General features: G+C 71.5%; 22 protein-coding genes and 1 riboswitch. Of the genes, 8 read left to right on the top strand and 14 right to left on the bottom strand.

Translation table 11 applies throughout. The annotated features are described in order from the left end of the window. Window positions 1-61: 61 nt before the first annotated feature. Complete coding sequence (locus HCC30_RS14385) at window positions 62-1,006, bottom strand: LysR family transcriptional regulator (RefSeq protein WP_169442916.1); 945 nt, start codon at window positions 1,004-1,006, stop codon at window positions 62-64. A gap of 34 nt (window positions 1,007-1,040) precedes the next feature. Then, window positions 1,041-2,270 carry a PP2C family protein-serine/threonine phosphatase gene (locus HCC30_RS14380; protein WP_169442915.1) on the bottom strand — a complete coding sequence of 410 codons (1,230 nt, stop codon included), beginning with the start codon at window positions 2,268-2,270 and terminating at the stop codon, window positions 1,041-1,043. Window positions 2,271-2,407: 137 nt separating this feature from the next. Here HCC30_RS14380 and HCC30_RS14375 point away from each other — a divergent pair, with 137 nt between their 5' ends. The 5 genes from HCC30_RS14375 (at window position 2,408) to HCC30_RS14355 (ending at window position 8,571) form a co-directional block, all read left to right on the top strand. After that, window positions 2,408-3,541 carry a PP2C family protein-serine/threonine phosphatase gene (locus HCC30_RS14375; RefSeq protein ID WP_346776631.1) on the top strand — a complete coding sequence of 378 codons (1,134 nt, stop codon included), beginning with the start codon at window positions 2,408-2,410 and terminating at the stop codon, window positions 3,539-3,541. Between the two features lie 337 nt (window positions 3,542-3,878). Next, window positions 3,879-4,102, top strand: a riboswitch (cyclic di-AMP (ydaO/yuaA leader). 12 nt (window positions 4,103-4,114) lie between these two features. Then, on the top strand, window positions 4,115-5,353 hold the full coding sequence (locus HCC30_RS14370; RefSeq protein WP_346776630.1) for a M23 family metallopeptidase: 1,239 nt from the start codon (window positions 4,115-4,117) through the stop codon (window positions 5,351-5,353). A 282-nt stretch (window positions 5,354-5,635) separates the two neighbouring features. After that, window positions 5,636-6,619, top strand: coding sequence for an aldo/keto reductase (locus tag HCC30_RS14365; RefSeq protein WP_169442914.1), 984 nt, complete (start codon window positions 5,636-5,638; stop codon window positions 6,617-6,619). 109 nt (window positions 6,620-6,728) lie between these two features. Then, a complete protein-coding gene (locus tag HCC30_RS14360; protein ID WP_169442913.1) occupies window positions 6,729-7,460 on the top strand; it encodes a hypothetical protein in 732 nt (243 codons plus the stop codon). After that, a complete protein-coding gene (locus HCC30_RS14355) occupies window positions 7,444-8,571 on the top strand; it encodes a tetratricopeptide repeat protein (RefSeq protein ID WP_169442912.1) in 1,128 nt (375 codons plus the stop codon). The genes HCC30_RS14360 and HCC30_RS14355 overlap by 17 nt, the downstream gene beginning before the upstream one ends. Here the strand turns inward: HCC30_RS14355 and HCC30_RS14350 are convergent. The 4 genes from HCC30_RS14350 to HCC30_RS14335 all read right to left on the bottom strand — a co-directional run bounded on the left by HCC30_RS14350 (window position 8,538) and on the right by HCC30_RS14335 (window position 10,794). Then, window positions 8,538-8,888: a helix-turn-helix transcriptional regulator gene (locus HCC30_RS14350; RefSeq protein ID WP_169442911.1), complete on the bottom strand. Its 351-nt coding sequence runs from the start codon at window positions 8,886-8,888 to the stop codon at window positions 8,538-8,540. The genes HCC30_RS14355 and HCC30_RS14350 overlap by 34 nt on opposite strands. Then, window positions 8,858-9,247, bottom strand: a complete 390-nt coding sequence (locus HCC30_RS14345; RefSeq protein WP_169442910.1) for a hypothetical protein — start codon at window positions 9,245-9,247, stop codon at window positions 8,858-8,860. The genes HCC30_RS14350 and HCC30_RS14345 overlap by 31 nt, the downstream gene beginning before the upstream one ends. Window positions 9,248-9,358: 111 nt before the next feature. Then, window positions 9,359-10,402: a hypothetical protein gene (locus HCC30_RS14340; RefSeq protein ID WP_169442909.1), complete on the bottom strand. Its 1,044-nt coding sequence runs from the start codon at window positions 10,400-10,402 to the stop codon at window positions 9,359-9,361. Further along, on the bottom strand, window positions 10,399-10,794 hold the full coding sequence (locus HCC30_RS14335) for a PadR family transcriptional regulator (protein WP_346776629.1): 396 nt from the start codon (window positions 10,792-10,794) through the stop codon (window positions 10,399-10,401). Before HCC30_RS14335 ends, HCC30_RS14340 begins: the two co-directional genes overlap by 4 nt. Window positions 10,795-10,994: 200 nt before the next feature. Between HCC30_RS14335 and HCC30_RS14330 the strand changes: the two genes are divergently transcribed. The 3 genes from HCC30_RS14330 (at window position 10,995) to HCC30_RS14320 (ending at window position 12,031) form a co-directional block, all read left to right on the top strand. Next, a complete protein-coding gene (locus tag HCC30_RS14330) occupies window positions 10,995-11,273 on the top strand; it encodes a hypothetical protein (RefSeq protein ID WP_169442908.1) in 279 nt (92 codons plus the stop codon). A gap of 111 nt (window positions 11,274-11,384) precedes the next feature. After that, window positions 11,385-11,618 (top strand): hypothetical protein, encoded by a 234-nt coding sequence (locus HCC30_RS14325; RefSeq protein ID WP_169442907.1) that lies wholly within the window; start codon window positions 11,385-11,387, stop codon window positions 11,616-11,618. Between the two features lie 20 nt (window positions 11,619-11,638). Beyond that, window positions 11,639-12,031, top strand: a complete 393-nt coding sequence (locus HCC30_RS14320; RefSeq protein WP_169443115.1) for a (deoxy)nucleoside triphosphate pyrophosphohydrolase — start codon at window positions 11,639-11,641, stop codon at window positions 12,029-12,031. Here HCC30_RS14320 and HCC30_RS14315 read toward each other — a convergent pair. From HCC30_RS14315 to HCC30_RS14280, 8 genes are all read right to left on the bottom strand, one after another. Continuing rightward, on the bottom strand, window positions 12,022-13,179 hold the full coding sequence (locus HCC30_RS14315) for a DNA cytosine methyltransferase (protein ID WP_169442906.1): 1,158 nt from the start codon (window positions 13,177-13,179) through the stop codon (window positions 12,022-12,024). The two genes, HCC30_RS14320 and HCC30_RS14315, sit on opposite strands and share 10 nt — an antisense overlap. A gap of 49 nt (window positions 13,180-13,228) precedes the next feature. After that, window positions 13,229-15,088: a DUF6339 family protein gene (locus tag HCC30_RS29170; protein WP_346776628.1), complete on the bottom strand. Its 1,860-nt coding sequence runs from the start codon at window positions 15,086-15,088 to the stop codon at window positions 13,229-13,231. Window positions 15,089-15,094: 6 nt separating this feature from the next. Next, window positions 15,095-15,991, bottom strand: a complete 897-nt coding sequence (locus HCC30_RS28270; protein WP_206323835.1) for a hypothetical protein — start codon at window positions 15,989-15,991, stop codon at window positions 15,095-15,097. Then, the gene (locus HCC30_RS14300) at window positions 15,988-17,958 is read right to left on the bottom strand and encodes a hypothetical protein (protein WP_169442905.1); all 1,971 of its coding nucleotides are present in this window, start codon (window positions 17,956-17,958) and stop codon (window positions 15,988-15,990) included. The genes HCC30_RS28270 and HCC30_RS14300 overlap by 4 nt, the downstream gene beginning before the upstream one ends. Further along, entirely contained in the window at window positions 17,955-19,004 is a 1,050-nt protein-coding gene (locus HCC30_RS14295; protein ID WP_169442904.1) for a PD-(D/E)XK motif protein, read from the bottom strand. The genes HCC30_RS14300 and HCC30_RS14295 overlap by 4 nt, the downstream gene beginning before the upstream one ends. Continuing rightward, entirely contained in the window at window positions 19,001-21,574 is a 2,574-nt protein-coding gene (locus HCC30_RS14290; protein ID WP_169442903.1) for a Z1 domain-containing protein, read from the bottom strand. Before HCC30_RS14290 ends, HCC30_RS14295 begins: the two co-directional genes overlap by 4 nt. Window positions 21,575-21,668: 94 nt before the next feature. Beyond that, window positions 21,669-22,100 carry a very short patch repair endonuclease gene (locus tag HCC30_RS14285; RefSeq protein WP_240979603.1) on the bottom strand — a complete coding sequence of 144 codons (432 nt, stop codon included), beginning with the start codon at window positions 22,098-22,100 and terminating at the stop codon, window positions 21,669-21,671. A 116-nt stretch (window positions 22,101-22,216) separates the two neighbouring features. Further along, complete coding sequence (locus HCC30_RS14280; protein WP_169442902.1) at window positions 22,217-23,512, bottom strand: PrsW family intramembrane metalloprotease; 1,296 nt, start codon at window positions 23,510-23,512, stop codon at window positions 22,217-22,219. Window positions 23,513-25,195 lie beyond the last annotated feature (1,683 nt).

Raw genomic sequence — 25,195 nt, 5'->3', positions numbered from 1 at the left:
GCCCCTGGAGCATCGCGCCACCCGATGCTTCACGTCCATCGCAAAAAACCGCACGTACCGTTCAGCGTGACTGAAGAGAGCTCCCCGCCCGCTCCCGCTCCCGCGCCGCCTGCCGCAGCGCCCGGACGGCCTCGCGCAGCAGCGGGGAGCGTTCCGAGCCCCGGCGTACCGCGCCGACCACGTGCCGCCGGGGCCGGCCCTCGCCCTCGTCCGCCGACAGCAGCCGCACGGCCACGCCCTCGCGCCGCGCGTCGACCAGCCGGGGGATCAGCGCGACGGCCAGCCCGGCCTGCACGATGGCGAGGATCGCGCCCCAGTCGGAGGCGGTGTGCGCCGCGCGCGGGGTGAACCCGGCGCCCGCGCAGACCGCGAGCGTGATCTCCCGCCAGGGGCCCGCGGCCCCGTACACCCAGGGCTCGTCGGCCAGTTCGGCGAGCCGGAGCCCGTCCCCGGCGCCGGCCAGGCGGTGGCCGGCCGGGAGGGCCGCGTCGAGCGGGTCGGCGAGGAGCGGGAAGTGGGTGAACTTCCGGTCCGAGCCCGAGGGCGCCTCGACGGCCAGGGACAGCGCGACGTCGATGTCGCCCCGCTCCAACTGGTCGTAGACGTCCGCCGCTTCGGCCTCCCGCACCTGTACCTCCAGCCGCGGGTGCGCGGTGCGCAGCGCCGCCACGGCGGGCATCACCAGCGGCCCGACCCCCGTCGCGAACGAGCCGATCCGGACCACGCCCGCGTCGCCGCGCACATGCGCCGCGATGTCCGCCTCGGCCTCCTCCAGCTGCGCGAACACGGCCTCGCCGTGCCGCAGCAGCACGTGCGCGAGCTCCGTCAGCCGCACCCGCCGCCCGTCCGGCTCCACGACGGGGCCGCCGACCTGCCGCGCCAGCGCGGACAGCGCCTGCGAGACGGCCGAGGGCGTCAGCGACAGCGCCTGCGCGGCGGCGGTGACGGTGCCCTGCCGCTGGAGCTCGCGCAGCACCTGAAACTTCCGCAGATCCCAGTCCTTCACCGCCCGTACGCTACGCCTGCCCCGCACCCGGGCTTCAGGGCCCGGCGCGTGCCCCGGCGTCGGACGGCTCCGGCGCGGGGTCGTCGGCGCCGGTCTGGAGGACGACCACGACCACGTCGTCGTTGAGCGCGGGCGTCCAGGCCGCCACGTCGCCCTGGAGGAAGGAGACGACCTCGGACGGGTCCAGCGCGTGCGGATTGTGCGTCGCGCCGCCGCCGCTCACGCCCCCGCCGTCCCGGAACTGCGCGTCCAGCCGCTCCCGCAGCGGGTAGAACTCGCCCGCGTCGTTGCGGGCCTCGGCCACCCCGTCGGAGTAGGCGACGAGGATCTCGCCCGGCGTCAGCGAGAAGATGCCCGGCGCGGGCGAGTGGTCCATCAGCTCGCCCAGCCCGAGCGGGGTGCCGTACTCCGTCTCCAGCGTGGACGCCCCCTGCGGGCCGAGCCGGATCAGCGGCGGATGGCCCCGGTTGAGGACGCGGACGTCGCAGGTGCCGGTCGGGAACTCCAGCAGCACGGCCGTCGCGAAGAGTTCCTCCTCGGCGTCCGGGAACTCCGGCGGGGTGCGGGAGGCGCCGGAGGCGGCGTCGGCCCGGTCCAGCGCCATCGCCGCCTCGATCCGCTGCGCCACGTCGTCGAGCGTCGGGCTGACCATCGCGGCCTCGCGGAACGCCGAGATGACCGTCGCGACCGTCTCCGTCGCGCCGATCCCCTTGCCCTTCACGTCGCCGACGATCGCGCGCACGCCGTACCGCGTCGGCCGGACGCTGTACAGGTCGCCGCCGATCAGCGCCTCGTTGTCGGCCGCCTGGTAGAAACCGGCGAGCCGCACCGGGCCCAGCCTGCGGGGCAGCGGGCGCAGCAGCGCGAGCTGCGCGGCCTCGGCCACCACCTGGACGTGGCTGAGCCGCTCCTTGGCCCGGTCGCGGGCCGTGGCCAGCAGCACCGAGACGCCCGTGATGACCACCAGGGTGCTGACCACGCCGATGATGCGCAGGCTCAGATCGCCGTCGAGCCAGTGCACGCCGATCAGCAGGGCGGTGCTCAGCACGCCCATCGCGGCCACCCGGTAGGCCGACTGGAACAGCGCCGTCATCACGACGGCGGCGCCGAGCAGCGAGCCGAAGACGTAGCGGGGCGGCAGCGCCGCGTCCAGGATCAGCGCCGCGACCAGGAAGACCGCGGGCAGCCAGCGCATCCAGCGGGGCAGCCAGTGGAGTTCGCCGAGGCGGGCCTCGTACTCGTCGGCCGCGCGTCCAGTGCCCACGTACTCGGCCTCCTCTCGGGGGTGCGGGTGGCCCGTACTCCAGTGGAACGTGCCGGGCGGGGGAGTGCCCACAGGAAGCGTGCGCGGAGAGTGATGATCAACTGGCCTGCCCGGGCAAAGCGGGTCAAATTGGGAAGGTGGCGCCGCGGAGAAGAAGAGTCATCGGCTACGAACCCCTCGCCGCGCCGCTGGTGCGCGGCCTCACGCGCTGGCTGCCCGCGGGCCTGATCGGCATCGGCATCGGCTCCGTCTTCCTCTCCGACTACCACCTCACCGGCACCCCCTTCTTCGCCGCCGCACCACTCGCCGCAGCCCCCTTCTCCTCGGCGCTCCGCACCGGCCTGATCGGCCTGCTCTCGGTCTGCGTGCTCTGCGTGATCCTGGTCTCCGACGCGCACCACAGCGCGGGCCGCGGCTTCACCCTCGCCGCCACCGTCACCGCCGTCGCCGGACTCGCCCTCGGCATCAACTTCCTCACCCGGCGCGGCGGGGACGCCCTCGCCTCGGCCCGCACGATCGCCGAGGCCGCCCAGTTCGCCGTGCTGCCCGTCCCGCCCTCCCGGCTCGGCGGCCTCGACATCGCAGCGCGCTACCGCGCCGCCGAGACCGGCGCGCACATCGGCGGCGACCTCTACGCCGTCCAGGACACCCCGCACGGCGTCCGCATGATCGTGGGCGATGTGCGGGGCAAGGGCATGGACGCGGTCGAGGCCGTCGTCATCGTGATCGGCGCCTTCCGGGAGGCGGCGGAGCAGGAGAGCACCCTCGAAGCCGTCGCCGGACGCCTGGAGCGCGCGCTGCGCCGCGAGGGCGAACGCCGCCAGGGACTCGACCACTTCGAGGGGTTCACCACCGCCGCGCTCGCCGAGATCCCGGCCGGGCGGCCGCAGACGCTCCGCTTCGTCAACCGGGGGCACCCCGCGCCGCTGCTGCTCGCCGACGGCGTCGCCCGCTTCTGCGTCCCCTCGCAGCCCGCGCTGCCGCTGGGCATGCCCGACCTGGGCCACTGGCCCGACCATGCGGACGAAGTCCCCTTCCCCTACGGGGCGCAGCTGCTGCTCTACACCGACGGCCTCTCGGAGGCCCGCAACCACGCGGGCGACTTCTACGAGCCGGACAAGCGCCTCTCCGGCTCGGTCTTCGCCGGCCCCGACGAGCTGCTGGACGAGATCGTCGTCGACGTCGACCGGCACACCGGCGGCGGCACCGGCGACGACATGGCCCTCCTCGCCGTCCAGCACCGGGGGCCGGAGCGGCGGCCCGGACGGTAACGCGCGGGCCCCGGCGGGTGGTTGTGGAGGCGGCGTGAGGAAGAGGTGATCATGCGCCGCTCGGCCGTGACCCCACGGAACCGTGATCTGACGCCCCCTCGGGGGTGCGTTCTTCGTCACCCTCCGCGACGGAACGCCTCAACTCCGGTGATGACGCGCCCCAATTGACCCCATCTGAACGGGAAAGCGCAGGCCAGGACGGTGACAAAAGTTTCCGGAACGGCTTGGAATCACGGGCCGCCCTCCATTACCGTTCGATAACGCAGCGCGGTCGTCACTGTCGTCACGAGAGACGACACCGTGCGCCGTCGCCTAATCCCGCACGTGCGCCGACACGAGCCACCACTCGTCAACAGCGCACCGAGGGAGCCGGGGAACCACCCCTTCTCGCCTGGCACTTCGCAGGCACGAAGGGTCCCGTCGGCCGCCGCCCGTCCACCGCGGGCGCGATCGCCGGGATGGGGTGAATCGGACACGTCCCGTCCGCGGGACACCTGTCCGTAGGAGACCTTCCTGCTCCGAACCCGTCAGCTAACCCGGTAGGCGAGAAGGAAGGAAAGGAGAACGCCCCCCGTGGCGTCGAAGAGGCATGCCCCCGAGACCTCGTACGACGCGTACTCCTCAGGTGACGAGTACGCCCCGTACGACCCGTTCGGTCCGAGCGACGTGTCCGGCCTGACCGCACCTCGCACGGCCGACACCGCCGCCTTCCCGGCCGCCGACCCGTACGCGGGCCGGGCGGCCACCGCCACGGTCACCGACACCGGTGCCTTCGAGGCGTCCGAGCTCACGGCCTACGGCCCGCCCGGCGGCGAGGCCGGCGAGTCCTGGGGCGAGTGGAACCCGACCGAGGAGTCCATCCGTCCCGTCCGCGGCCGCCACCGGGTGGCCAAGCAGCGCGGCGGCGGCATGGCCCGCAGCGGCGCCGTCCTCGGCGTCGGCATGATCGCCGCCGTCGGCGCGGGCGGCATGGCCACCGCCAAGGACCAGGGCGCCTCCTCCATCTCCATGCCCGACCTCGCCTCCTCGGTCAAGGACATACCGAGCCAGCTCCCCGACGCCGAGGAACTCCCCGGCATCGGCAGCCTGATGGCGGGCGACTCCTCCGACGAAACGGTCGTCGCCGCCGCGCCCCTGACCGGCGCCGGCATCACCGAGGAGGACGCCGCCTCCGGCCAGACCGACGCCGGCGAGGCGCTCCGCGCCCGCATCGTCGCCCAGGCCGAGTCCCAGCAGAACCAGGCCGAGTCCGAGGCCCGCGAGGCCGCCGCGCAGGAGGCCGCCGAGAAGGCCCGCGTCGAAGCGGCCGAGAAGGCCGCCGCCGAGCGCGAGGCCGAGGAGGAGCGCCAGCGCAAGATCGAGGAGGAGAAGCGCCGCAAGGCCGAGGCCGAGCGCCTGGCCAAGCTGGCCCGCAGCTTCACCGCCCCGCTCTCCAACTTCCAGCTCACCTCCGGCTTCGGCGACTCCGGCGGCATGTGGGCCAGCGACCACACCGGCCAGGACTTCGCCGCGCCCACCGGCACCCCCGTCAAGGCCGTGCACACCGGCACCATCAAGGAAGCCGGCTGGGCGGGCTCCTTCGGCTACCGCATCGTGCTGGAGCTGGACGACGGCACCGAGCTGTGGTTCTGCCACCTCTCGTCCATGACGAAGAGCGCGGGCGAGGAGGTCAACACCGGCGACGTCATCGGACGCGTCGGCTCCACCGGCAACTCCTCCGGTCCCCACCTGCACGTCGAGGTCCGCCCCGGCGGCTCCGACACCGCCGTCGACCCGCTCGCCTGGATGCGCGGCAAGGGCATCAACGTCTGACCCGGGAGACCTGAAGGGGCGGGCCCCCGCCCCTCAACTCCCCTTCCCCCACGCACCGTTCACCGGCCACGCCGCCGCCTCGCGCCGCAGGGCCCGGCCGCGCCCCACCGCGCGGCCGCCCGGCGGTACGCGTCAGGAGGGGACGGGGCGGCGGCGCTGGGTGCCCTCCGCGCACCCCACCCACTCCGGCGGCCCCGGTGGACCACCCCCCGACACCGAGGCCGCCGGCCCCCTCCCGCCGGCCGCTCGCCGCCGCCGCGCGTGCGCGTTACGGTCGCCCCCATGCCTGACCACACGCCTGACCACGCCCCCGGGAAGCGCACCGGCCTGCACCGGCGCCACCGCATCGGCAGCCTCTCCGTCGCCCCGCTCAACCTCGGCGGCAACGTCTTCGGCTGGACCGCCGACGAGGCCACCTCCTTCGACGTCCTCGACGCCTACACCGCCGCGGGCGGCAACTTCCTGGACACCGCCGACGTCTACTCGGCCTGGATCGAGGGCAACAGCGGCGGCGAGTCCGAGACCGTCATCGGCGACTGGATGGCCGCACGCGGCAACCGCGACGACATCGTCGTCGCCACCAAGGCCGGCGCGCACCCGCAGCACCAGGGCCTCGCCCCCGCCACGCTCCGGGCCGCCGTCGAGGACTCCCTGCGCCGCCTGCGCACCGACCGCATCGACCTCTTCTACACGCACTACGACGACGAGAGCATCGAGGTCTCCGAGATCATCGGCACCCTCGACGAGCTGGTACGCGAGGGCAAGCTCCGGGAGATCGCGGCCTCCAACATCTCCCCGGCCCGGCTCCGCGCCTCGCTCGACTTCAGCGCCGAGACCGGCAGCGCCCGCTACGTCGCCCTCCAGCCGCACTACAACCTCGTCGAGCGCGAGGCGTACGAGGGCGAACTCTCCGGCATCGCCGAACGCGAGAACCTCGCCGTCATGCCGTACTTCGCCCTCGCCGCGGGATTCCTCACCGGCAAGTACCGGGCCGGGCAGGACGCCACGGGCGCCCGCGCCGGGAAGGCCGCCCCGTACCTGGAGACCGAACGCGGCCGGAGCGTCCTCCGCGCCCTCGAAGCCGTCGCCCTCGCGCACGACGCCGAACCGGCCACCATCGCCCTCGCCTGGCTCGCGGCCCGGCCGACCGTCACGGCCCCCGTCGCCAGCGCCCGCCACCTCGGCCAGCTCCCCACCCTGCTGGCCATGGCCGACACCGAACTCCTCGACGAGGAGCTCGAACTCCTCACCGAGGCCTCGGTCTGACCGCCCGTCCGCTCCTCCACGCCGGGATACGTGGAGGAGAGTGCTGACGGGGACGAGGGCGCCCGAGTAGCCTGACCGCGCGGGACGGGGAGGCACGCCGGGGGAGGACATGGACAGCGCCAGGCAGGACTTCACCCGGGCCCTGTGGCGCCTGTACGAGGACGCCGAACGCCCCGAACTGGCCGAGCTCTGCGGGGAGGTGACGCAACAGCTGCCCGGCAAGCACGAGTTGACCAGCGAACTCGTCGAAGCCTGGCTGCACGGCACCTCCGTACCCGCCACCTACGACGTCCTGCGCGTCCTCGTCGTCCACCTCAACCAGCAGGCCGAACGCGCCGGCAACGCCGACGGCCGCGTCCTCTCCCTCACCTACTGGGAGGCCCTGTGGGGCGAGGTCCACCGCATCCAGCGGGCGGTCGGGGGCGGGACACCGGGGGTCATGGCGGGCCCGCCCGCACCGGGCCCGCCGCCGGCGCCGTCCGCCCCCGGCGGGTACGGCACGGCCCCCGTCACCGGAGGCGCCACCGCCGCGTACGGGCCGCCCGGGGCCGAAGCCGGGCCCCGGCCCGGGACGCACACCAACCAGGTGGACGGCGACCCGCGGATCGGCACCTCCTTCCAGGTGCGGGACGTGACCGGCGGCATCCGGATCGAGCTGCCGGACAGCTCGGGCGTACCGCCCCCGCGCGGCGCGGAGCAGCCCCCTCAGCCGGAGGGGCAGCCGCCGCTGCTGCGGGTGCAGCGCGGCGACGAGACCTACGAGTTCTTCGACCAGGGACTGGCGACGATCTGGATCACCGCACGTCTGCAGACGGGGCAGGGCAATGAGTCAGCACAGTGACACCGGTACCGGCGTGAGCGGCATCGACCGGGAGACCGCGGAGCGCGCGCGGCGCATCCTCGAATCGCCGAACGGGGTGCCGCCGCGCACCGAGGACGTGGAGGCCGCGATCGCGCCGCTGGAGAAGGTCCTCACCGCGACCCCCCCGGGACCGCTGCGCATCACCATCCTCTCCAACCTCGGCCTGCTGCTCATGACCCGCTTCCAGCTCGCGGGCCCCGCGTCCGAGCCGGACCTGCGCCGGGCCGTCGGGCACCTGCGCGAGGCCCAGCACCTGCACGAGCGCGAGACGGGCCACCCGGCGCTCAGCGCCACCATCGCCAACATGATCAGCGCCCAGCACGCCCTGGCCGAACTCACCCGGGACCAGGAGCACTTGGACGAAGCCATCAGGGAGGGCCGGAAGGCCGTCCTCCGGCTGGACCCGGACATCCCGCAGCGCGCCTCCGTCCTGGCCAGCCTGAGCAGCGCCCTGCGCGTCCGGTACGACTGGACGGGCAACACCGGCGACCTCACGGAGGCCGTGGAACTCGGCCGCCGGGCCGCCGCCGACCTCGGGCACAGCAGCGTACGCCGCGGCCCCGTCCTCTCCAGCCTGGCGGGATCCCTGCTGGCGGCCGGGGAACCGGAGGAGTCCGCCCGGGTGTACGCGGAGGCGCTGGCCTCCTTCCGCGAGGCGTCGGACGCGGACGGCGAGGCACGCGCGCTGAACAACCTGGCCGGTGCGGTGGCCCGTTCGGGCCGCACGGAGGAGGCCGTGGAGCACTACCGGCAGGCCGTCGAGGCGTTCACCGGCCTGGGCGAGGACGTCGGCCGCGGCCGCGGACTCAACAACCTGGCCCACGCGCTCACCCGCCTCGGCCGCCACGAGGAGGCCGTCGAGGCACACACGGCGGCCTGGCACTGCCGCTCCGCCGCCTTCGGCCCCGCACACCCCGAGAGCCTCGACAGCCTCCGCAACCTCGCCGCCGCCCACCTCACCGTGGGCCACCGCACCGAGGCCACCGACACCTACACCCGCCTCCACACCCTCAGCCACGAAACCCTTGGCCCTGACCATCCACGCACCATCGAGGCTTACCGGGCCCTGGAGGAGCTGGGCGAGGGGTAGGGGGCGCTCATCCCGTACGGGTGAGAGCGGGCGGGGCCCCGTCGGCAGAGGCAGGGGGTGGCGGGCGGTGCCTCGGAGCCGCGCGGCACGGGCCCGTCGGGGAGGGGCGGGACGGGGATGCCGTGGGCGAGGAGCGCGGCCTCGACCCGGTTCTGGACACCGCACTTGGTGTAGACGGCCCGGATGTGGTCCTTCACCGTCGTGGGCCGGAGGCCGAGGCTGCGCGCGATCTCGCGGTTGGCGAGCCCCCGGCCGAGCAGTTCGAGGACGCTGAGCTCACGCCGCGTCAGCCGGGACAGTCCGTCGCGAGCGCGCATGTCCCGGTACCCCGCGCGGGCGGCGAGCGCGGGTACGCAGCGGGGGAGGCGGCCGCGGGGAAGAGGCCGTGCAGGGTGTGCACCAGCGGCCCGGGGGAGGGGAACCCGCCGTACCCGGCCACGGAGATGACCGGCCGGGGCCCCGTGAACCGCCGGGCGAGTGCCCAGGCGTCCTGCGGCGGCGCGGACACGCTGCCGAGCAACAGGACGTCGGGGGCGGCGAGTTCGACCTCGGCGAGCGCCGCATCGTCGTCGGTCCGGCAGACGGTCGTGACGGTGACGCCCGGCATCTCCCGCAGCGCGGCGGCCAACTCGCCGCGTCCGGTGGCGTCATCGTCGGCTACGGCGACAGTGGTCATGGCAGCGTGGGCCCCTCCGACTGTAAGAAGCGGATTGGTCAGGCTCCTGCCGAATGCAGGGTTTTCCCGTCGGTCACCTGCATTCGGCAGGCGGTGCGTCGCCGTGCGCCGTCAGCCGTCGTTCCGTCCCGAGGCGCCCGCGCGGAGCGAGCGGTGCCACATACGGGCCGCGTAGCCGATCCAGAACACCGTCGCGACGGTGTAGAACCAGAACCAGGCGGAGGACGGCTGAGGTGCGCGCAGCTCGTCGGCGAACATCACGGCCAGCAGGACGGCGAGCGCCGTCACGCCGTACCGGCTGCGCCGGTCCTTGCGGTCCTCCCGGCGCGGGCCGTCGGACAGGCGCATCGCGTAGACCTCGGCGGAGCCGAAGGTCTCCAGGGCCGTGCCCCCGGAGTCGGCGAGGTGCGTACGGGCCTCCGTCACGCGGTCGCGCGCCTCCGCCGCCGTCATCCCGTGCCGGCCGCGCAGCAGCCCCGTCAGGTGGCGCAGCCAGCGCTCGTCCTCACCCGGGCGGAGATCCGGGACGAACCAGCGGTCCACCGCCGTACGGGGGCACCACACGGCCGCGGCACCCAGCGCCAGGCAGCCGGCCGCCAGGGCCGGGGCCGGGACGGTGCCGAGGACGCCGTCCGGCAGCCACGCGCCCGACGTGGCGCCCGCGACCACCGTGGCGAGCGCGCCGACGGCGAACCACCGCGTCCCGCCGAGCCGTCCCGCCGACCACGCGGCGATCGCGACTCCGCCCAGGAGCGCGGTCAGTGCCACCGACCCGGTGGCGGCCAGCTGTGCCCAGCCGAACTCCACCCACAGGCCGTCGGCGATCCAGTGCGCCACCGCGAGGAAGGCGCCGATGACGCCGAGCGTGGCCACCGAACCGGCCAGCCGTTCCCCCGGAGTCGTCCCCCGCAGGTCGAGCCGCGAGCGGTACTCCTCGCCGATGCTCTCCCGCGCCACGGTGCGCGCGTGGGCCGACGGTGAGCCGAACAGGTCCCGCGCGGTGCACCCCTCCGCGGCGACCGTCTCGCGGACCTCCCGCGCCATCTCCTCCAGCAGCTCCGGCGGCGCGTCGTGCTTGAGCGCGAGCCGCAACTGGGCCTCGGCCAGCCACTGTTCGTCCGCGTCGCCCCCAGCCTCGGTGTCCCTGGTGTTCATGCCTTTCCCCCTCCGTGCCGCCCCGTTCGCTTCCCGGCCTTCGGCTCCGCGGTGCCGGTGTCCGCGTCCGGCCCGAGCAGCGCGCCCACGGCGGAGGTGAACTCGCCCCAGGCCGCGGCCTCTTCGCCGAGCCGGGCCCGTCCGTGCGCGGTGATGCGGTAGTACTTCCGCCCGGGGCCGCCCTCTCCGGCGCCCCACTCGACCTCCACGGCGCCCTCCTCCTCCAGGCGGGCCAGCGCCGGGTACAGCGTCGCGGCCTTGACCTTGCCCAGGCCAGCCGCGTCGAGCCTGTTCAACAGGGCGTAGCCGTAGCTGCGTTCCTCGGACTCCAGCACTCCGAGCAGACACAGCGGCAGCACCGCCCGCACCCATGCCGCGTTCGCGACCACCACCGGAAGCCCTCCCCGCTCCACTAGCCGGTCTTTCCGTCTATTCTCAAAAACAGAATAGTCGAACTCTCGTCACTCGTCCTCCCCTCCCTCCGGAGGAGGCCCGACGTGGGATACCGGTACCGCCGCCGTCCGGCCAGGATGATCTTGCAGCTCGCGGGGCCCTGGCCCTGCCGACCCGCCCAACTCCCGTAGCGGGCCCGTTGATCACCGACCCGCCGGGGGACCCGCGTGCCCGGGTCCCGTCCCATGTCCCGCACGCTCGTGCGCCGCACAGCGGTGACCGCCGCCGGGCTCACCGCGACGGCCGTCCTCGCCGCGGACACGGCCGGACGCGCGCTGGCACTCTTGCGGACGAGGAGTTCTACGCCGTCGCCGTCGCCGACGCCGAGACCGAGAAGTACCTGACCCTGCTCGCCCAGGTCCCCGACGAGTTCCTCGACCAGGGCGGACCGGCCGTTCAGACCTGGCTCGACGAATAGGCGGAAACCGGCCCCGAGCTGCGCAGCTGGATCAAGTGCGCCGGCCTGATCACGGCGGCGGTCGCGGGGGCACTCATCCCGGCGAGCAAGATCGTCAAGGTCGCCAAGATCGTGAAGAAGTCCGGCGTCAAGCGCGTCATCAACGCCATCAAGGTCGTCCGCAAGGGCAAGGGCCAACCCCTCACCAAGGACCTCAAGGACGTCGCCCTCATCTTCCTGGGGGTGGACGAGATCAAGGAGGCTTGGGGGGGTGAGGGGGTGGGGCGCGGCCAACCGGCCCCCGTCGAACCGCCGTTACCGATGCGGACGTCCGCTGCGGGACGCGCCGTAGCCTTGCGGACATGAGCGGCAACGAGGAACAGCGAATGGTGGTCGCCGGTGCCCTGTGCGACGGCGGCAGATTCCTCGCCGCCCGGCGCACGGCCCCCGCCGAGGCCGCAGGCCGCTGGGAACTCCCCGGCGGCAAGGCCGAACCGGGCGAGACACCGGAGGAGGCCCTGGTCCGCGAACTGCGCGAGGAACTGGGCGTCGAGACCGAACCCGTACGCCGCCTCCCCGGCGAATGGCCCCTCAGGCCCGGCCTGGTCCTGAGCGCTTGGGAGGTACGACTCCTCAAGGGCGACCCCCGGCCACTTCAGGACCACGACCAACTCCGTTGGCTCACCCCCGAAACCGCCTTCGACGTGGACTGGCTGGAGGCGGATGTGGCGTTCGTGGGGGAGGTGGTGCGGGGGCTGCGGGGGGCCGGTTACTGCTGAGAGGAAGCGTCGAACAGAGTCCCCTCCGAAAGGAAGGCGGAGTCCGGCAGTTGGTCCGAGGGGACGGGCCATGTCCGGAGACGTTCCCACACGGGTTCGGTGGGGACGCCGAGCCCGAGTGCCGCACAGAGTACGTGCACACCCAGGCGAGGGGGGACCGCGTTGCCGATCTGCTGGGCGATGTCCCGTCCCTCCCACGGGTAGTTCGCAGGGAACGTCTGGAGTCGGCCTGCCTCGCGGGAGCTGAAGCGGCCGAGGTCCCTTTCCGCGGCGTCGTCGGTCACGAGGCGATTCCGTGAGTTCTTACCGGTCACCGTCGCCGAGGGCTCGCAGGAGCGGCGCCTGCCTCGTGCTTTGGGGTCGCCTCCGGTGCCGTAATTGGAGACGACTTTGAACGGTGCTCGCCTCTCGGTGAGCTCGTCCTCCATCGCCACCCATGTCGCGCGTGTGGCATCGCTCCGAGGGCGCTCCTTGCCCTTCTGATAACGGTGGTGGGTGGCCGGCGGGAGGGCGACGTTGCTCCGGTTCGGGCCCTTCGCCCGTGCGATGAGGACCGCTCGGCGACGGGTCTGCGGTACTCCGTACTCCTCGGCGTGCAGCACGTTGCAGTGAGTGGAATACCCCTCGGCTTCCAGTACATCGGCGAACGCCTCCCAGACCGGAAGTACTGCCGGGACCTGTTCCAGCACGATGGACTCGTAGCGACTCAACTGTTCGTTGTCGATTGCTTCGAGTGCCCATCGGAGGGGTTCCAGGACAAGCCCGGTGCGCGCGTCGTCCAGCAGGGCAAGGTCGGCATCGATCCGGTCCCGGTCGTCTCGGTCGACGAGACGTTGAACGAACTTCAGGACCTCGTCCAGGGCGCGGCGCCCCGCGCCCATTCCGGCGACGGAGAAGGTCTGGCAGGGCGGCCCACCTGCCAGGACATTCGCGTCATGGAAATCAATGGGGCGCTGCTTGCTCACATCCTCGTTGACCGTCTTGAGGTCGGCTGCCTTGCGTGTCTCGCACGCGTTGGGGTCCAGTTCGATACCGATCGAGGGAATTCCCAGTGCGGCTGCCGCCACGTCCAGGCCACCAGGACCGGCAAAAAGGTCCACGATGCGGAAATCCGCAGGTCGGGGCTGGTGTGGCGGTGCGTCGGTCATGAGGGCTGAGTCTATAGGAGTCGCGCCGGGCAGCGGGCTGTACCCGGCGTCATCCCTTCTCCAGTGCGGATCGGATCGCTCGCCCCAGTGCTGCCCCGACGGGAGGTGGTGAGGCGTGCCCGACTTGCCGGTATCGGGCCGTTTTGCGGCCGGCGAACTGCCATTCTCGTGGGAAGGCCTGGAGTTGCGCCGTCTGTTCGACGGTCAGGGCGATCATGCCGTACCGGCCGTAGTCGGGAGCCCAACGGAAGCCGGGGCCGGGGACGTCGTTCGCCACCGTGCCGCCGTCGACCCCCATACGCGCCCACTTCCGCTTGGAGCCAGTGGGGCCGAGATCGGGACCTCCGCGATCCCAGGAACCCCCCACGAGGGTGGGCGCGACCTGGTCGGCCTGTACCGCCCACTGCTCGGCCTGGGGCCAGCCGCGTGCGGCCATCGACGTGGCGAGTGTTTCGCCCACCGTGAGCGAAGGCCCCGATGTCGGCTCGGGGACCTGGAAGGCGTCGAGCGCATCACCCGTGAACGCCACCAGCACGCCCTGCTTCCGATCCTGCGGGACGCCGTGGTCCACCGCGTTGATCAGGCACCAGCGGTGCCGGAAGCCGAGCGACTCCAGCCGCTCGGCGATGTACTGCCGGATGGGCTCGTACTCCCCGTCCGTCACGAGGTTCGGGATGTTCTCGATCAACAACGCGCGTGGCCGCACCGCGGCGGTGATATCGAGCGTCGCTCTGAGGACGTCGAGCTCGTGGTTGTTACCGCGTCCGCGATTGACAGCTGCCGCGCCCTTGAGGCGCGGCAGGCCGGCGGACAGGAGATCCACGTTGCGGACGTGCGCGTAGTCGTCTCGCCGGTCGGGCTCGAAGCCGATCAGGTCGATTTCGCGCACGTCCCAGTTCGGACGGTTCAGGCGCAGGGTCTCGCAGGCCACGGACCGGTTGTCGATGAGCATGACCGGGGTGAAACCCGCCTGTTCCAGCCCGAGGGCCAGGCCGCCGGCGCCTGCGCAGACGTCGAGAAAGGTGGGGCCGGCCTCCGGCGAGGGCTTCTCGGGCGGAACATCGATGGTGGAAGGCCGAGACCCTGGGAGGTGAGCCGACGCGGCAACGGGCGGCAGCTTGCCGCCCGCATCGGAGGGTGGCTCTTCCGGCGTGCGAGCGGAGCGGGCCGCTGCCACCGCCTCGGCGGCGACGGCAGCCAGTTCCTCGTCCAATTCTCCGTCCTCCAGAGCCTCGAAGACCACGAAGGGGGCGAGCCGAAGCAGACGCTTGAGGAAGTCGCGGAGGATCTCCCGTTCGTTGAGGTTCTCGAACGTGAGCGTGTTCCAGACCCGGAGGATGCTGCGAACGAGATGGGGGCTGCCGCCGAGCGCCTTGCGGCGGGCGTAGATCTGGTCGAAGGCGGCTTCGCCGAGGATGTTCAGGGCTGCGTACGGGGCCGCGGCGCCTGCGTCGTGGACCAGCTGGGCACGCCACCACAGGCGACCGAAAACATGACGGGTGAGGTCGGTGGCCAGGACTCGTTCGCGAGGGGGCCGGGGAAAGCGCCAGTGGGCGACGTCGGGGAGCACGGCCAGCGCGAGGAATGCCCACATGTCGCCGGAGGCCGCCTCGGCCGGCATCAGATCCATCTCGGCGTGTAGTACGGCGGCGAGTTCGATGTCGAAGGTGGCGCGGGCCGAGCGGGACGGCTCGTTCGGGAAACCCGCGCTTCGAGCCAGGTCTAGTACGCGCTCCCGCAGCGCGCGGAGATCGGCTTCACCGACCCGGTCACCGCCGGTGGCCACGTACACCGCGGATTCGTGGCGTGTCGTGACGTGGGTGCTCAGCTCCGCGATGGGCAGCTCGCGGTACTCCTGGTGGAGCGGCTTGGCCTGGCCGGCGAGAAGGCGGGGGTACAGCAGGGCCATGATTCGTTACCCCTCCTGGAAGATGCCGGTCGCGGCCTGCACCTCGGTGGTGAACAGGCTCGGTGAGCTGTCACGCCGGAGGCGAAGATCGTGGATGGTCGAACCGGGGAAGAGCTGATGGAAGAGGTTGCTGAGCGTGGCGCCGAGTGAATCCGCAGGAAAGTCGGCCTCGTCGACGAACTCCTCCTGTGAAAGGGCATGTTCGACCATCACCCGTGCACAGTCGGCATAGACGGTCGACAGAACGGCCCGGTCGAGCGGACGCGGCTTGGCGGCGTTCTTGAACGCCTCGGTGACCGTCTCGTTCTGCTCGTTCACCAGTAGCAGGAGGGACCCCATGGCAGCGGCACTCAGCTTGGAGCCGATCTGGAGATGCCATGCGGCGTTGTCCGGAAAGGAGGTACGAGCGAAGTCGACGACGCTCATCGGGAATTGGGGGGCGTCGCCCTGGAGACGAAGTGCGGACTGGTCGTTCCAGAGAAGGGCGCCGTGACGTTGGGCTGTGAATGGTGGGACGGTGCTGCCGACCCGTGAGAGGACCAGCACGGTGTCCAGCGTCAGAACACCGCCCAGCTCAGCTCCCCGCAGCCTGCCCCGCAGCTCCACGGTCCGTACTCCGTCCCCGCTGAGGGGAACTCGCTGTACGGCGCCGCGCAGATTGGATCCCGTGGCGGTCCAGACCGCCGCGAGGGTGAGTCGAGCGCCGTCGGGAAGGCCGGCCCCGGAGCGGATGCGTGGGAGGTCGACTCGGACCGTTCGCTGCAGTTCCAGGTCCATCTGGTAGTCCCAGTCGCCGATGGCCTCGGGCAGCGGAGTGTTCTCGCCCTCGACGACGAGCTGCCACTCCTCTGCCTCGACAGCGGAGGCGGGCGGAACACGATAGGGAAGTGCGAGCCTGCTCATGCGGCATTCACCGCCCGGGTCCGCACCGCGATCTCCGTGATCGTGTCGGGAGCGGGAAGTACGATCGCGCGCCATACCGCGTCGTCGCCGCCCTCGATGACGTAGGTGGGGGCCGTGTGGAGGTTGCCCTCCGGATCCTCCCAGCCGACGAGCTCAGGTTTGCGTGCGCCGAGGGGCGGGTCCGTCTCGCGGTTCCCGACGCCGGGCAGGGCGACGGCGAGGTCCACTACGACGCGCTGGACCACGGCAGCCGGCAGCCGGAACGATTGCACGAGCACGGCCGTGCCCTCACGTTCCTCGTAGGTGGCTTCCCCCACGTACTGAACCCGGGGGCGCGGGCTTCCGGACCGCGTGCCGGCCAGGGGAAGTTGCTCGGCCCGGGCGGCCCCGGAGCCGGGCCTCCCGGTCGACCCCCCGGGCGAGCCCGCTCCGGGAGCGGGGCTCTGTCCCGGGATCGTCGCGGTCTCTTCGTCCTCGTCCGGTGCGGCGACTGCGCGTCCCGCTGCGCCCCCGTAGTCGGTGGCCCCACCGATGCCCCAGGCTCCGCCGACCAGAGAGGAGAACCGCGTGCTGGCCGCGCCCAACGCCACTTGGCTCGAGCCGCGCGCCGAGCCGCCCAACTCCAGCAACTCCTCCACCGACTCCTTGAGCCGGGTGAAGGTGGTCCGCACGAAACTGTTGCCGGGAGACTTCAACGACTGGGGGTTCCAGGCGTCGTGCGTGGGCGGCTCGGCGGCCGCATACACGTCGTCCAGCTCCGCACTCGCCCGGAACACACCGGCGTACGAGATGTGTTCCGAGCCCGGTTTGCGGCAGGCGTGGTACGTGACCACGAGTTCCGCGGAACGCATCAGGCACACATGGTGGACAGCCGATTCGATCTGCACCGTCTCCATGGCGCGAGAAGAGGGGGCGGCGGGGGTGAGGCGACGCACCAGGCCCAGGCGTCCCAGCGTCTTGCGCGGCCGGTGGCACAGGAGCTCTTGCCCCTCCGAGCTCTCCATCTGCCGATAGGCCTCTACGAAGAGGCTCAATGGGCGGCTGGTGCACGGGTCGGGAACGGGGACGTCACGTCCGTCGCAGGTCACGGAGAAGCGCATGGGAACGGTGCCGTCAGCGTGTTCCAACATCTTCGGCCACAGCTGCCAGGCCATCGTGTCCGCCATGTACGCGGCTGCTTCGGCCGGCTCCAGGTCGTCGAGGTGCGGGTTGATCACCACGATGCTCGTGCCGGTCTCCTCCGGGGCGAAGGGCTTCAGTCCCAGCCGCCGGGCAGCATCCTCAGCCGCTTCGTCCAGCAGGGGTTCGATCACCTCGCCTGAGGTATCGCCCCACCAGTGGCGGCCCGTGTAGCGACGCTCCTTGCCGTCGGGCGCGTGCGTGCGGTAGCTGTTCCAGAGCGCGCTGCCGATCAGACGGGTCTGCAGGACCCCTTCCGGGGTGCGGCAGCGGGTGTGCACGAGCACCGTGCCGGAGGCCGAGAGCAGATAGAAGATGCCTTTGCCGAAGCCGTACGTCCCGCCTCCGTACTCCTTGTCGCGGGGCTCTCCCACGTTCCGCACGAAGGCGACGAAGTCCTGCCCGTCCGAGGAACCTTGGTCGGCGCGTGTCGGTCCGCCGAGTCCGCTCGTCCCGCGGTCGGAGACCGTCATTGTCCGGATGGTCGGTCGGAGCAGAGCCTGACGCAGGGGCAGTTGCTCCCGTCTCGGTGCGTTGTTCTGCAGCAGCGTGCGCCAGTTGTCGGCGTGCGCGGGACTGACGGTGCCCAGCTCGACGCCGAACCGCACCGACCCTGAACGGTCCGGGTCCCGGGCGTCCCAACTGTTCTGCGCGGCCTCGCGAACCAGGATGGTCAGGAGGTCGAGCTCGGGACGTCCGAGTTGATTACGGATGCCCTCGGCGGCACTCGCGCCCTCGGGCGGAAACGGCTGGGCGTACCACTGCGGCTCCCGCGAGTCCTCCGTCACTCGGTTCCCTCCAGCAGTGACGCCAGATGCCGCTCCACTCGCGACGACGGCAATGGACGCGGTGGTTCGACAGTCAGGTCGACGGTGTAATGCACGTTTTCCACCGTGATCGGAACGTCGGCTGCCGAGAGGTCGGTAGCGGTCAGGCGAGGAAAGTCCGGGCGGACGTCGTACCAGCGCTCGTCGGCGACGAGGAAGCGCACCGAGCGGTACCGGCCCGCGTCGACGGACCGGTACCCGGCCTGCGCCAGCAGCCCCAACAGCGCGCTCTCGTCGTCGCACAGCTGCATCGCCCGTTCCACCAGATCCACGACGCTCGCGCTCGGTACAGGTTCGGAGGCGCGCTCCAAACGGAAGCAGCACAGCTGTAGGGCACCGCCGTCGGGCGCTTCCAGCTGGCGCAACCCATGCACCCGTATCCGCAGTGCGTCGTTCCCGGTGGATGCTTTGACCTCCACGGCGTCCCTGCCGGTGGTGAAGTCGTGACGATGCCCGGTGGGGCCGCCCCACAGACGATGTGCGCTGGGATCGCTCTCCAGAAGACGGTTGAGAACGGTCAATTCGCCGAAAAGACCGGCGAGTTGATCGACTGTCAATGAGGATCCGCGGGTACGGAACAACGACTGCCAGCGGTCGAGTACGCGGTAGAGGGCCCGCACCGGGCTGGGGCCGCCGGGTGCCGGGCCGGTGCCGGTTCCCGTTGCGTGGATCTCTTCGAGGATGTCCTCGCAGAGCCCGGTGAACACGTCGTCCAGGTCGTGTCGGAGACAGCCGAGGTCGGCGTAGGTCTGGTAGACCTCGTCGTCCTCCAACGGGCGTTTGCGCAGCTGGAGCACGGGGCCGTCCAGCCCCTGCCTGACCCGTTGGTGGGAGGCTATGGGCACGAGGAGGTGCCGATGTCCGCCGTGGTCTACCGCGGCGAGCAGATCGCCGCTCGCCGTCGCTACGGGCAGCGGCGCGGTACGCAGCCTGTGCGGTGCGGACGCGGGCGTGTCCGTGAGGTCTCTCCAACGTTCCTCGACCGCTGCTCGGAACGCCCCCTTCACGCCATGTCCTCCGACTCGACCGGGCTGTAGTCCTCCTCCTCGATCTGGACACCGGACAGGTCGGCGGAGATGTAGCTGCCGTCCCACCTCACGGTGCTGTCGTCCCTGGTCCTCTCCGGCTCAGGGAAGACCAGCCCGACGCCGATGACGTGGTCCTCGGCATCCAGCGGCTCACGCAGGTGCTTGCGGCGCTCCGCCGGGGCCGAGTGCTTGTCGATCGGGTACAGGACGATCAACCCTGTGTGAGGCAGCAGGCGCTTGCGCTCCCTCTTGATGTCTTCCTCGGCCAGCCCCCGACGGACACCCTCCAGGTCGACCGCGGCGTCCGCGCGGCTCATGAGGGTCTTGATGTCCGCATAATCCGGAACCGAGGAATGCATCCGGGCTCGGGTCACGCGCCCCACCCGGACGCCGGGTGCGAACTCGAAGTCGTCGTCCACGTCACGGGAGGGGTTTCCGACGATGGCAACGTTCCACTGCCGCAGCGAACCGACGCGAACCCGCTTTTCGATGTACCCGCTGAGGAGCTGGGCGTTGCAGTCCTGGGATTCCGAATGGAATGCGTAGGACTCCAGGAACCGGAGCACGTGTTCGTGGGGAACGCCACGGAGGACGTACCGTCCCCGCTCCGGAGCGTCATCGCGTTGCTTCGCCTCTCTGCAGGAGCGGGCGACGAGCTCGCGGGTGGCCTCCTGGTTGCTCTGCAACCACTCTGCGTTGGTGTGGAAGTACCGTGTCTGGATACGGCGTCCGCCGTACGCAGATGCGGCGTGCACCGCAGACCTCATCTTTGCCGCGGCCGTCACCCGCAGCGAGGGGTGCGTGCGCAGGCGCACGGCGAAGGACATCGGCGACTCGTCCTCGCGCATGTAGACGTCGATGTCGCGGCGCATCTCGGTCTCGACCGTGGCCAGGTGTCGGAACCAGCGCTGGAGCTCCTCGGTCATCCAGATGCGTGGCAGGTCCGCGTACCCGTTGCGGAAGCCGAACCAACGACCCATCTGCAGCAGGGTGTCGTACGCGGAGACGGCGCGCACGAAGTAGCTGACCGACAACCCCTCGAGGGTCAGCCCTCGAGAGAGAGTGTTTCCACCGACGGCGATCGCCACGACCGGCCCGTTGTCGTAATCGAGGCGGTCCTCACTGCTGGAGTTGTCCATGATGACGCGGCAGTCGTCCAGGACGGCGGGAAATTCCGACCAGAGCTCCTCGAAGGAAACCTTCGCCTCACCGAATTCCTCGGCCAGAACCTGCTTGGTCTCGTGTTCCCACAGGGTTCGCAACCGGTCGATGGTGACGGGGTCATCCAGGCACTCGCGCATGCGCGCGCGGAGGTTTTCCAGCGGCTTCTGGAAACTGTTGTGCACCTGGGTGTTCACGCTGGTGTGGATCAGCATGGTGGAGTGCGGGTTTCCCTTGCCCCGCACTCTGCGGGCGGCTGTGGTCAGCCAGAAGTAGTGGACGGCCTCGCGCAGAGTCTCGGTGATCGTGGGTGCAAATCCGTCGATATCGGCGCGGGAGGCGGGGCGTACGTTGTGAACGTCCTCGTCCGGGATGTTGCGGATCATGTCGTAGCCGTCGTCGAGGTCGGCCGGGTCTTCGTCGTCCAGTGCATACCGGCCGAAGAGCACCTCCGTGCCGAAGTGACCCTCGGGCTTCGGCAGATTGACGACGAAGTCCTTCGGGTACAGGTCGTCGGCCGAGGGGTCGATCAGCAGGTTCGCAAAGGGCGTGGCCGTGTAGCCGAGGTACGCGGACTTCGGAAGGGCGTCCAGAATATTCCGAATAAGCGGGTTGATCGACGTCGTGGCCACAGTGGCCTGGTCCGCTTCGTCGTCGATGACCAGCGCGGGCGCGTCCTGTAGGTAGGCCGAGGCGGAGCGCAGCCACTTCTCGAACTTGCGGAGGACGGTGGCGTTCTTCTTCACCACGCACACCACATGCGTCTGGTTACTGTCGCCGAAGTACGACTGCGCGTTCTCCGGGGGGACGAAATCCTTGTCCAGGCCCGTAAGTTGCGACCAGCGCGTCGGATTGGGCGCGACGAGCTGCTGCACCAGGCGTGCCTGGGTCTGCTTGCGCAGCCCGTTGTGGATACCGGCGAGAACGATGAAGAGCTTGTAGCCGCGGTCGGCGGCCTTCGCCATGACGGAGGTGAAGTTCGTCGTCTTGCCGGACTGTACGTATCCCACGACCAGACCGCGGGTGCTGAATTCACGCTCCTTGGGGTGGCTGAGCAGCGAGACGATGCGGGTGGAGGCGTTGTCGAGATCCGTGATCGCCTTCTCGGGCCATCCGTTCTCCTCCTGGATGCGGCGCACCGCAGGCCACGCGACGTCGGTGTCACGCGGGCCCGTGTACCAGGTGTCCCGATTGCCGTGTACGACTGTCCGAGGTTCCTCGCGTTCCCTGACCTGCAGCATGCGCTGCTCGTGAAGTTCGCGAAGCTGCTGGATCTGTTCTTCGGGCAGCTGGAGGATCTGGAGTTTCTTCACGGCTTCGGCCGGAGTGGCCACGTCCAGAAGGGTGCGGAAGACCTCGTACTGGCCGTCCAGGTCGCTACTGCTCAACAGATCTCCTGATCGTTTCCCCGTATCCGCAGTCGTCGGCTTCGGTGCTCCTCACGCGACCGCGGACATGCATCTGACTTTGGTTTCTGCCCGGTCACTCCGAGCCGGAGGTGTGGCGACGGGATTCCACGGCTTCCGCAACGTGCTCCGCGATGACGGTCGGGTCCTCGTGTTCCCAGAAGCGGAGGACTTGCCAGCCCGACTGCCGGAGACTCTCGGTCGTTTCCCGGTCGCGTTGTGCATTCCGTTCCAACTTCGCCCGCCACCACTCCGAGTTCGCCTTCGGCTGCGTGGCGTGCTCCGGGCAGCTGTGCCAGAAGCAGCCGTCCAGGAAAACGGCGACGCGAAGTCCGGGGAAGGCAATGTCGATCGTGCGCCTGCGAAGGCCGGGCACCGGACGCTGAAGCCGGTAGCGGTATCCCTCCGCGTGCAGCAAGCGGCGCACGGCTCGCTCGAGTGACGTATCGCGCGATGCCTGTCGACTCATTCGCATCGATACGCCGGGTGAGGAAGGAACCGCGGCCATAAGTCCATCGTGCCGGCTGCGCGCGGGGCACTGGTCAGTGGAGTTACTGAAGTCGATCCGGCTGACTCTGTCGGACACGGATGAAGGCTCGAGCACGACGCACCACATCGAACGTGTCACCGGAAGTGCACCGGAGTTCCGAGTGGGTTCGGGCCCGACCCCCCGTACCCCGCAGCCTGAGGGAACGTGGCCCGCCGTGGATTCAGTGTGTGCGAAGCCGCAGCAGTGGGTGGGGCTGCGAGGGGGCGGCGGTGCCAGAGGTGGTGGAGGAGTTCCTGCTCGCGGGCGGCGAAGTCGGGGGCGGGTGGGCCGTAGCGGCAGCGGGCGCGGAGCAGGGCGAGGGAGGTGGCGAAGTGCTGGTACTCGGCGACGGTGCGGGCCGCCGTCGGGCCGTGGCTGCTGCGGGCCAGGTCGCGGGCGACGGAGCGGGCGCGCATCGAGGACAGTGACCAGGGTTCGGCCGGGTCGAGCCAGCCGGCGGCGACGTAGGCGGGGAGGGTCTCGCGGACGGTGCGCAGTTCGTTGCGCCGGGACCAGACCGACAGCCACACCAGCAGCACGAACACCGGGATCATGAACAGGGCGTAGACGGCGAGGAAGGTGAGGCCGGGCAGGGACGAGGCGCCGTTCCAGATGGAGTGCAGCAGGACGGCGGTGAGCAGGCCGAAGGCGGGCAGCAGGAGCCGCAGTACGGGCCGCCGGCCGGGGAGGGAGGCGAGGACGCCGAAGGCGATGCCGGTGAAGGCGGTGAAGAGGGGGTGCGCGAAGGGGGAGAGGACGACGCGGATCAGGAAGGTCGCGGCGGTCGCGGACTCGTGCAGGGCGTGGGTGCCCAGGAGTTGGTCCTCGCCGAAGGCGTTGCCGAGGTAGAGGACGTTCTCGGTGAACGCGAAGCCGGTGGCGGTGATGCCGGCGGTGGCGATGCCGGAGACGACGCCGTCGAAGTCGCGGCGGCGGAAGCGGAACAGGAGGAGGACGGCGACGGCCTTCGCGGTCTCCTCGACGACGGGGGCGACGAGGGTCGCGCCCAGGGTGTCCGCCTCGCGGGAGCTGTCGACGACCATCGTGGTCGACAGCCAGTCCGTGGCCAGACTGTTGGCGAGCAGGGCCACGAGCGTCGCGGCGCAGGCGCCCCAGGCGAAGGCGAAGGCGTGGTTCCGCCACGGGGTCGGCTCGACGCCGTCTATCCACCGGAACGCGGATATCAGCAGCGGCACGGGCAGCACCGCCAGCGCCAGCCCGACGAACAGCCCCGCGGTACCGGTCTGTTCCCGCACCAGAGCCAGAATCATCAGCCCGCAGAAGCCCAGCAGCGCGGCGACGGTGACCGCCCGCAGGGTCCGACTGTGCCGGTGCCACCACGACACGGACGGCGGCGGCCGGTAACGCCAGTCGGCGGGCGACGCGGGCATCGCGGGGAAGGTGGGCCGGCCGAAGTGGCCTTGAGTGGCGCCGAAACCGCCTTGAGAGGCGGTGAACTCGCTCTGGGGCGCGCCGAATTCGCCGTGGGGGTGGCTCGGGGCGTGCGGGGCGGGGGTGGCGGGTGCGGGGTGTGGGGGACGGTTCTGCGCGGGGTGGACGTGGCCTGTGCCCGGGGTGGGGGCCGGGTGTGGTCCGGCGGCCGAGGCCGGCTCGGCGTACCCGCCTGCGCCCGCGCCGGGCCCCGGCTGGACGTGTGGCTGCGGCCCAAGGCCCGGGCCCGGATGGGGCGGAGGCGCGTGTGGGGTGGCCGCGGGGTCGGTCTGGCCGGTGCTGGCGTCCGAGCCCGGCCCCGGCCGGACGTGCGGCCCTGGGCCCGGATGAGGCGTTGGCGCGTGTGGGGTGGCCGCGGGGTCGGTCCGGCCCGTGTTGGCGTCCGAGCCCGCACCTGTTCCGGTGTACGCGTCCGAGCCCGGCCCGACGTACTTGCCCGCGCTCGCACCCGGCCCCGGCCGCACGTACGCCTGTGGCCCAAGCCCCGCCCCCGGCCCCGGATGAGGCGGAGGCGCGTGTGGGTTGGGCGCGGCGGCGGGCTCGTCGGCCGTCGGGGTGGGGTTCGCGTCGTGGTCTGCCTCGTCGTGCACCTGACGACCGTAACGAGGTCCGGGCCCGGCACGTGAACCCTTTGCGGCAGCGACCGGAGACCCGGTGCGTACGCGAGCCCTGGACGGGGACGCCCCTGGACTTGGCGACCGGTCGCCGAGCGCACAGCGCCCGAGGGCCCGACGCGTTCTGCTGCCCGAGCCGAGGGCGCTCCTGGGTGCGGTGAACCGACCGGCGACCGGCCACCGGCTGTGCGGCGTCCGAGGACCCGGCGCGTTCTGCTGCCTGAGCCGAGGGCGCCCCTGGGTGCTGCAACCGACCGGCGACCGATGACCGGTCGCATACGGGCGCCCCTGGGCGCCCTTGGTCGCGGTAACCGACGGGCGGCCGGTCACCGGCTGTGCAGCGACCGACGCCCCGGCGCGTACTGCTGCCCGAGCTGAGGGCGCCCCTGGGCGCTGCAACCGACCGGTGGCCGATGACCGGTCGCGTACGGGAGCGCTACCCGAGGACGCCCTTGGACGCGGCAACCGACCAGCGGTCGGTCACCGGCCGCGCAGCGTCCGAGGACCCGGCGCGTACGGGAGGCCTAGGCGAGGACGTCCCTGGACGCAGCGTCCGGCGCGTACCGGAGCCCTAGGCGAGGACGCGGCAACTGGCCCACAACCGGGTCACCGCCCGCGTAACGACCGGCGCCCCGGCACCTACGCGAGCCCCTGGGCGAGGGCGCTGTTGGACGCGGGGACCGAACGGCGGCGGGGCACTGGCCGTGCAGCGACCGACGCCCCTGGCGTCCTGCTCCCCCAGCTGAGGGCGCCCCTGGGCGCTGCAACCGACCGGCGACCGATGACCGGTCGCGTGCGGGAGCGCTATCCGAGGACGCCCTTGGCCGCGGTAACCGACCGGCGACCGGTCACCGGCCGCGCAGCGTCCGACGATCTGGCGCGTACGGGAGGCCTAGGCGAGGATGTCCTGGACGCAGCGTCCGGCGCGTACCGAAGCCCTAGGCGAGGACGCGGCAACCGGCCCACAACCGGGTCACCGCCCGCGCAACGACCGGCACCTACGCGAGC

Source organism: Streptomyces sp. HNM0574 (genome assembly GCF_012726235.1).
GTDB lineage: Bacteria > Actinomycetota > Actinomycetes > Streptomycetales > Streptomycetaceae > Streptomyces.
This window is presented reverse-complemented; position numbering and strand designations above follow the sequence as displayed.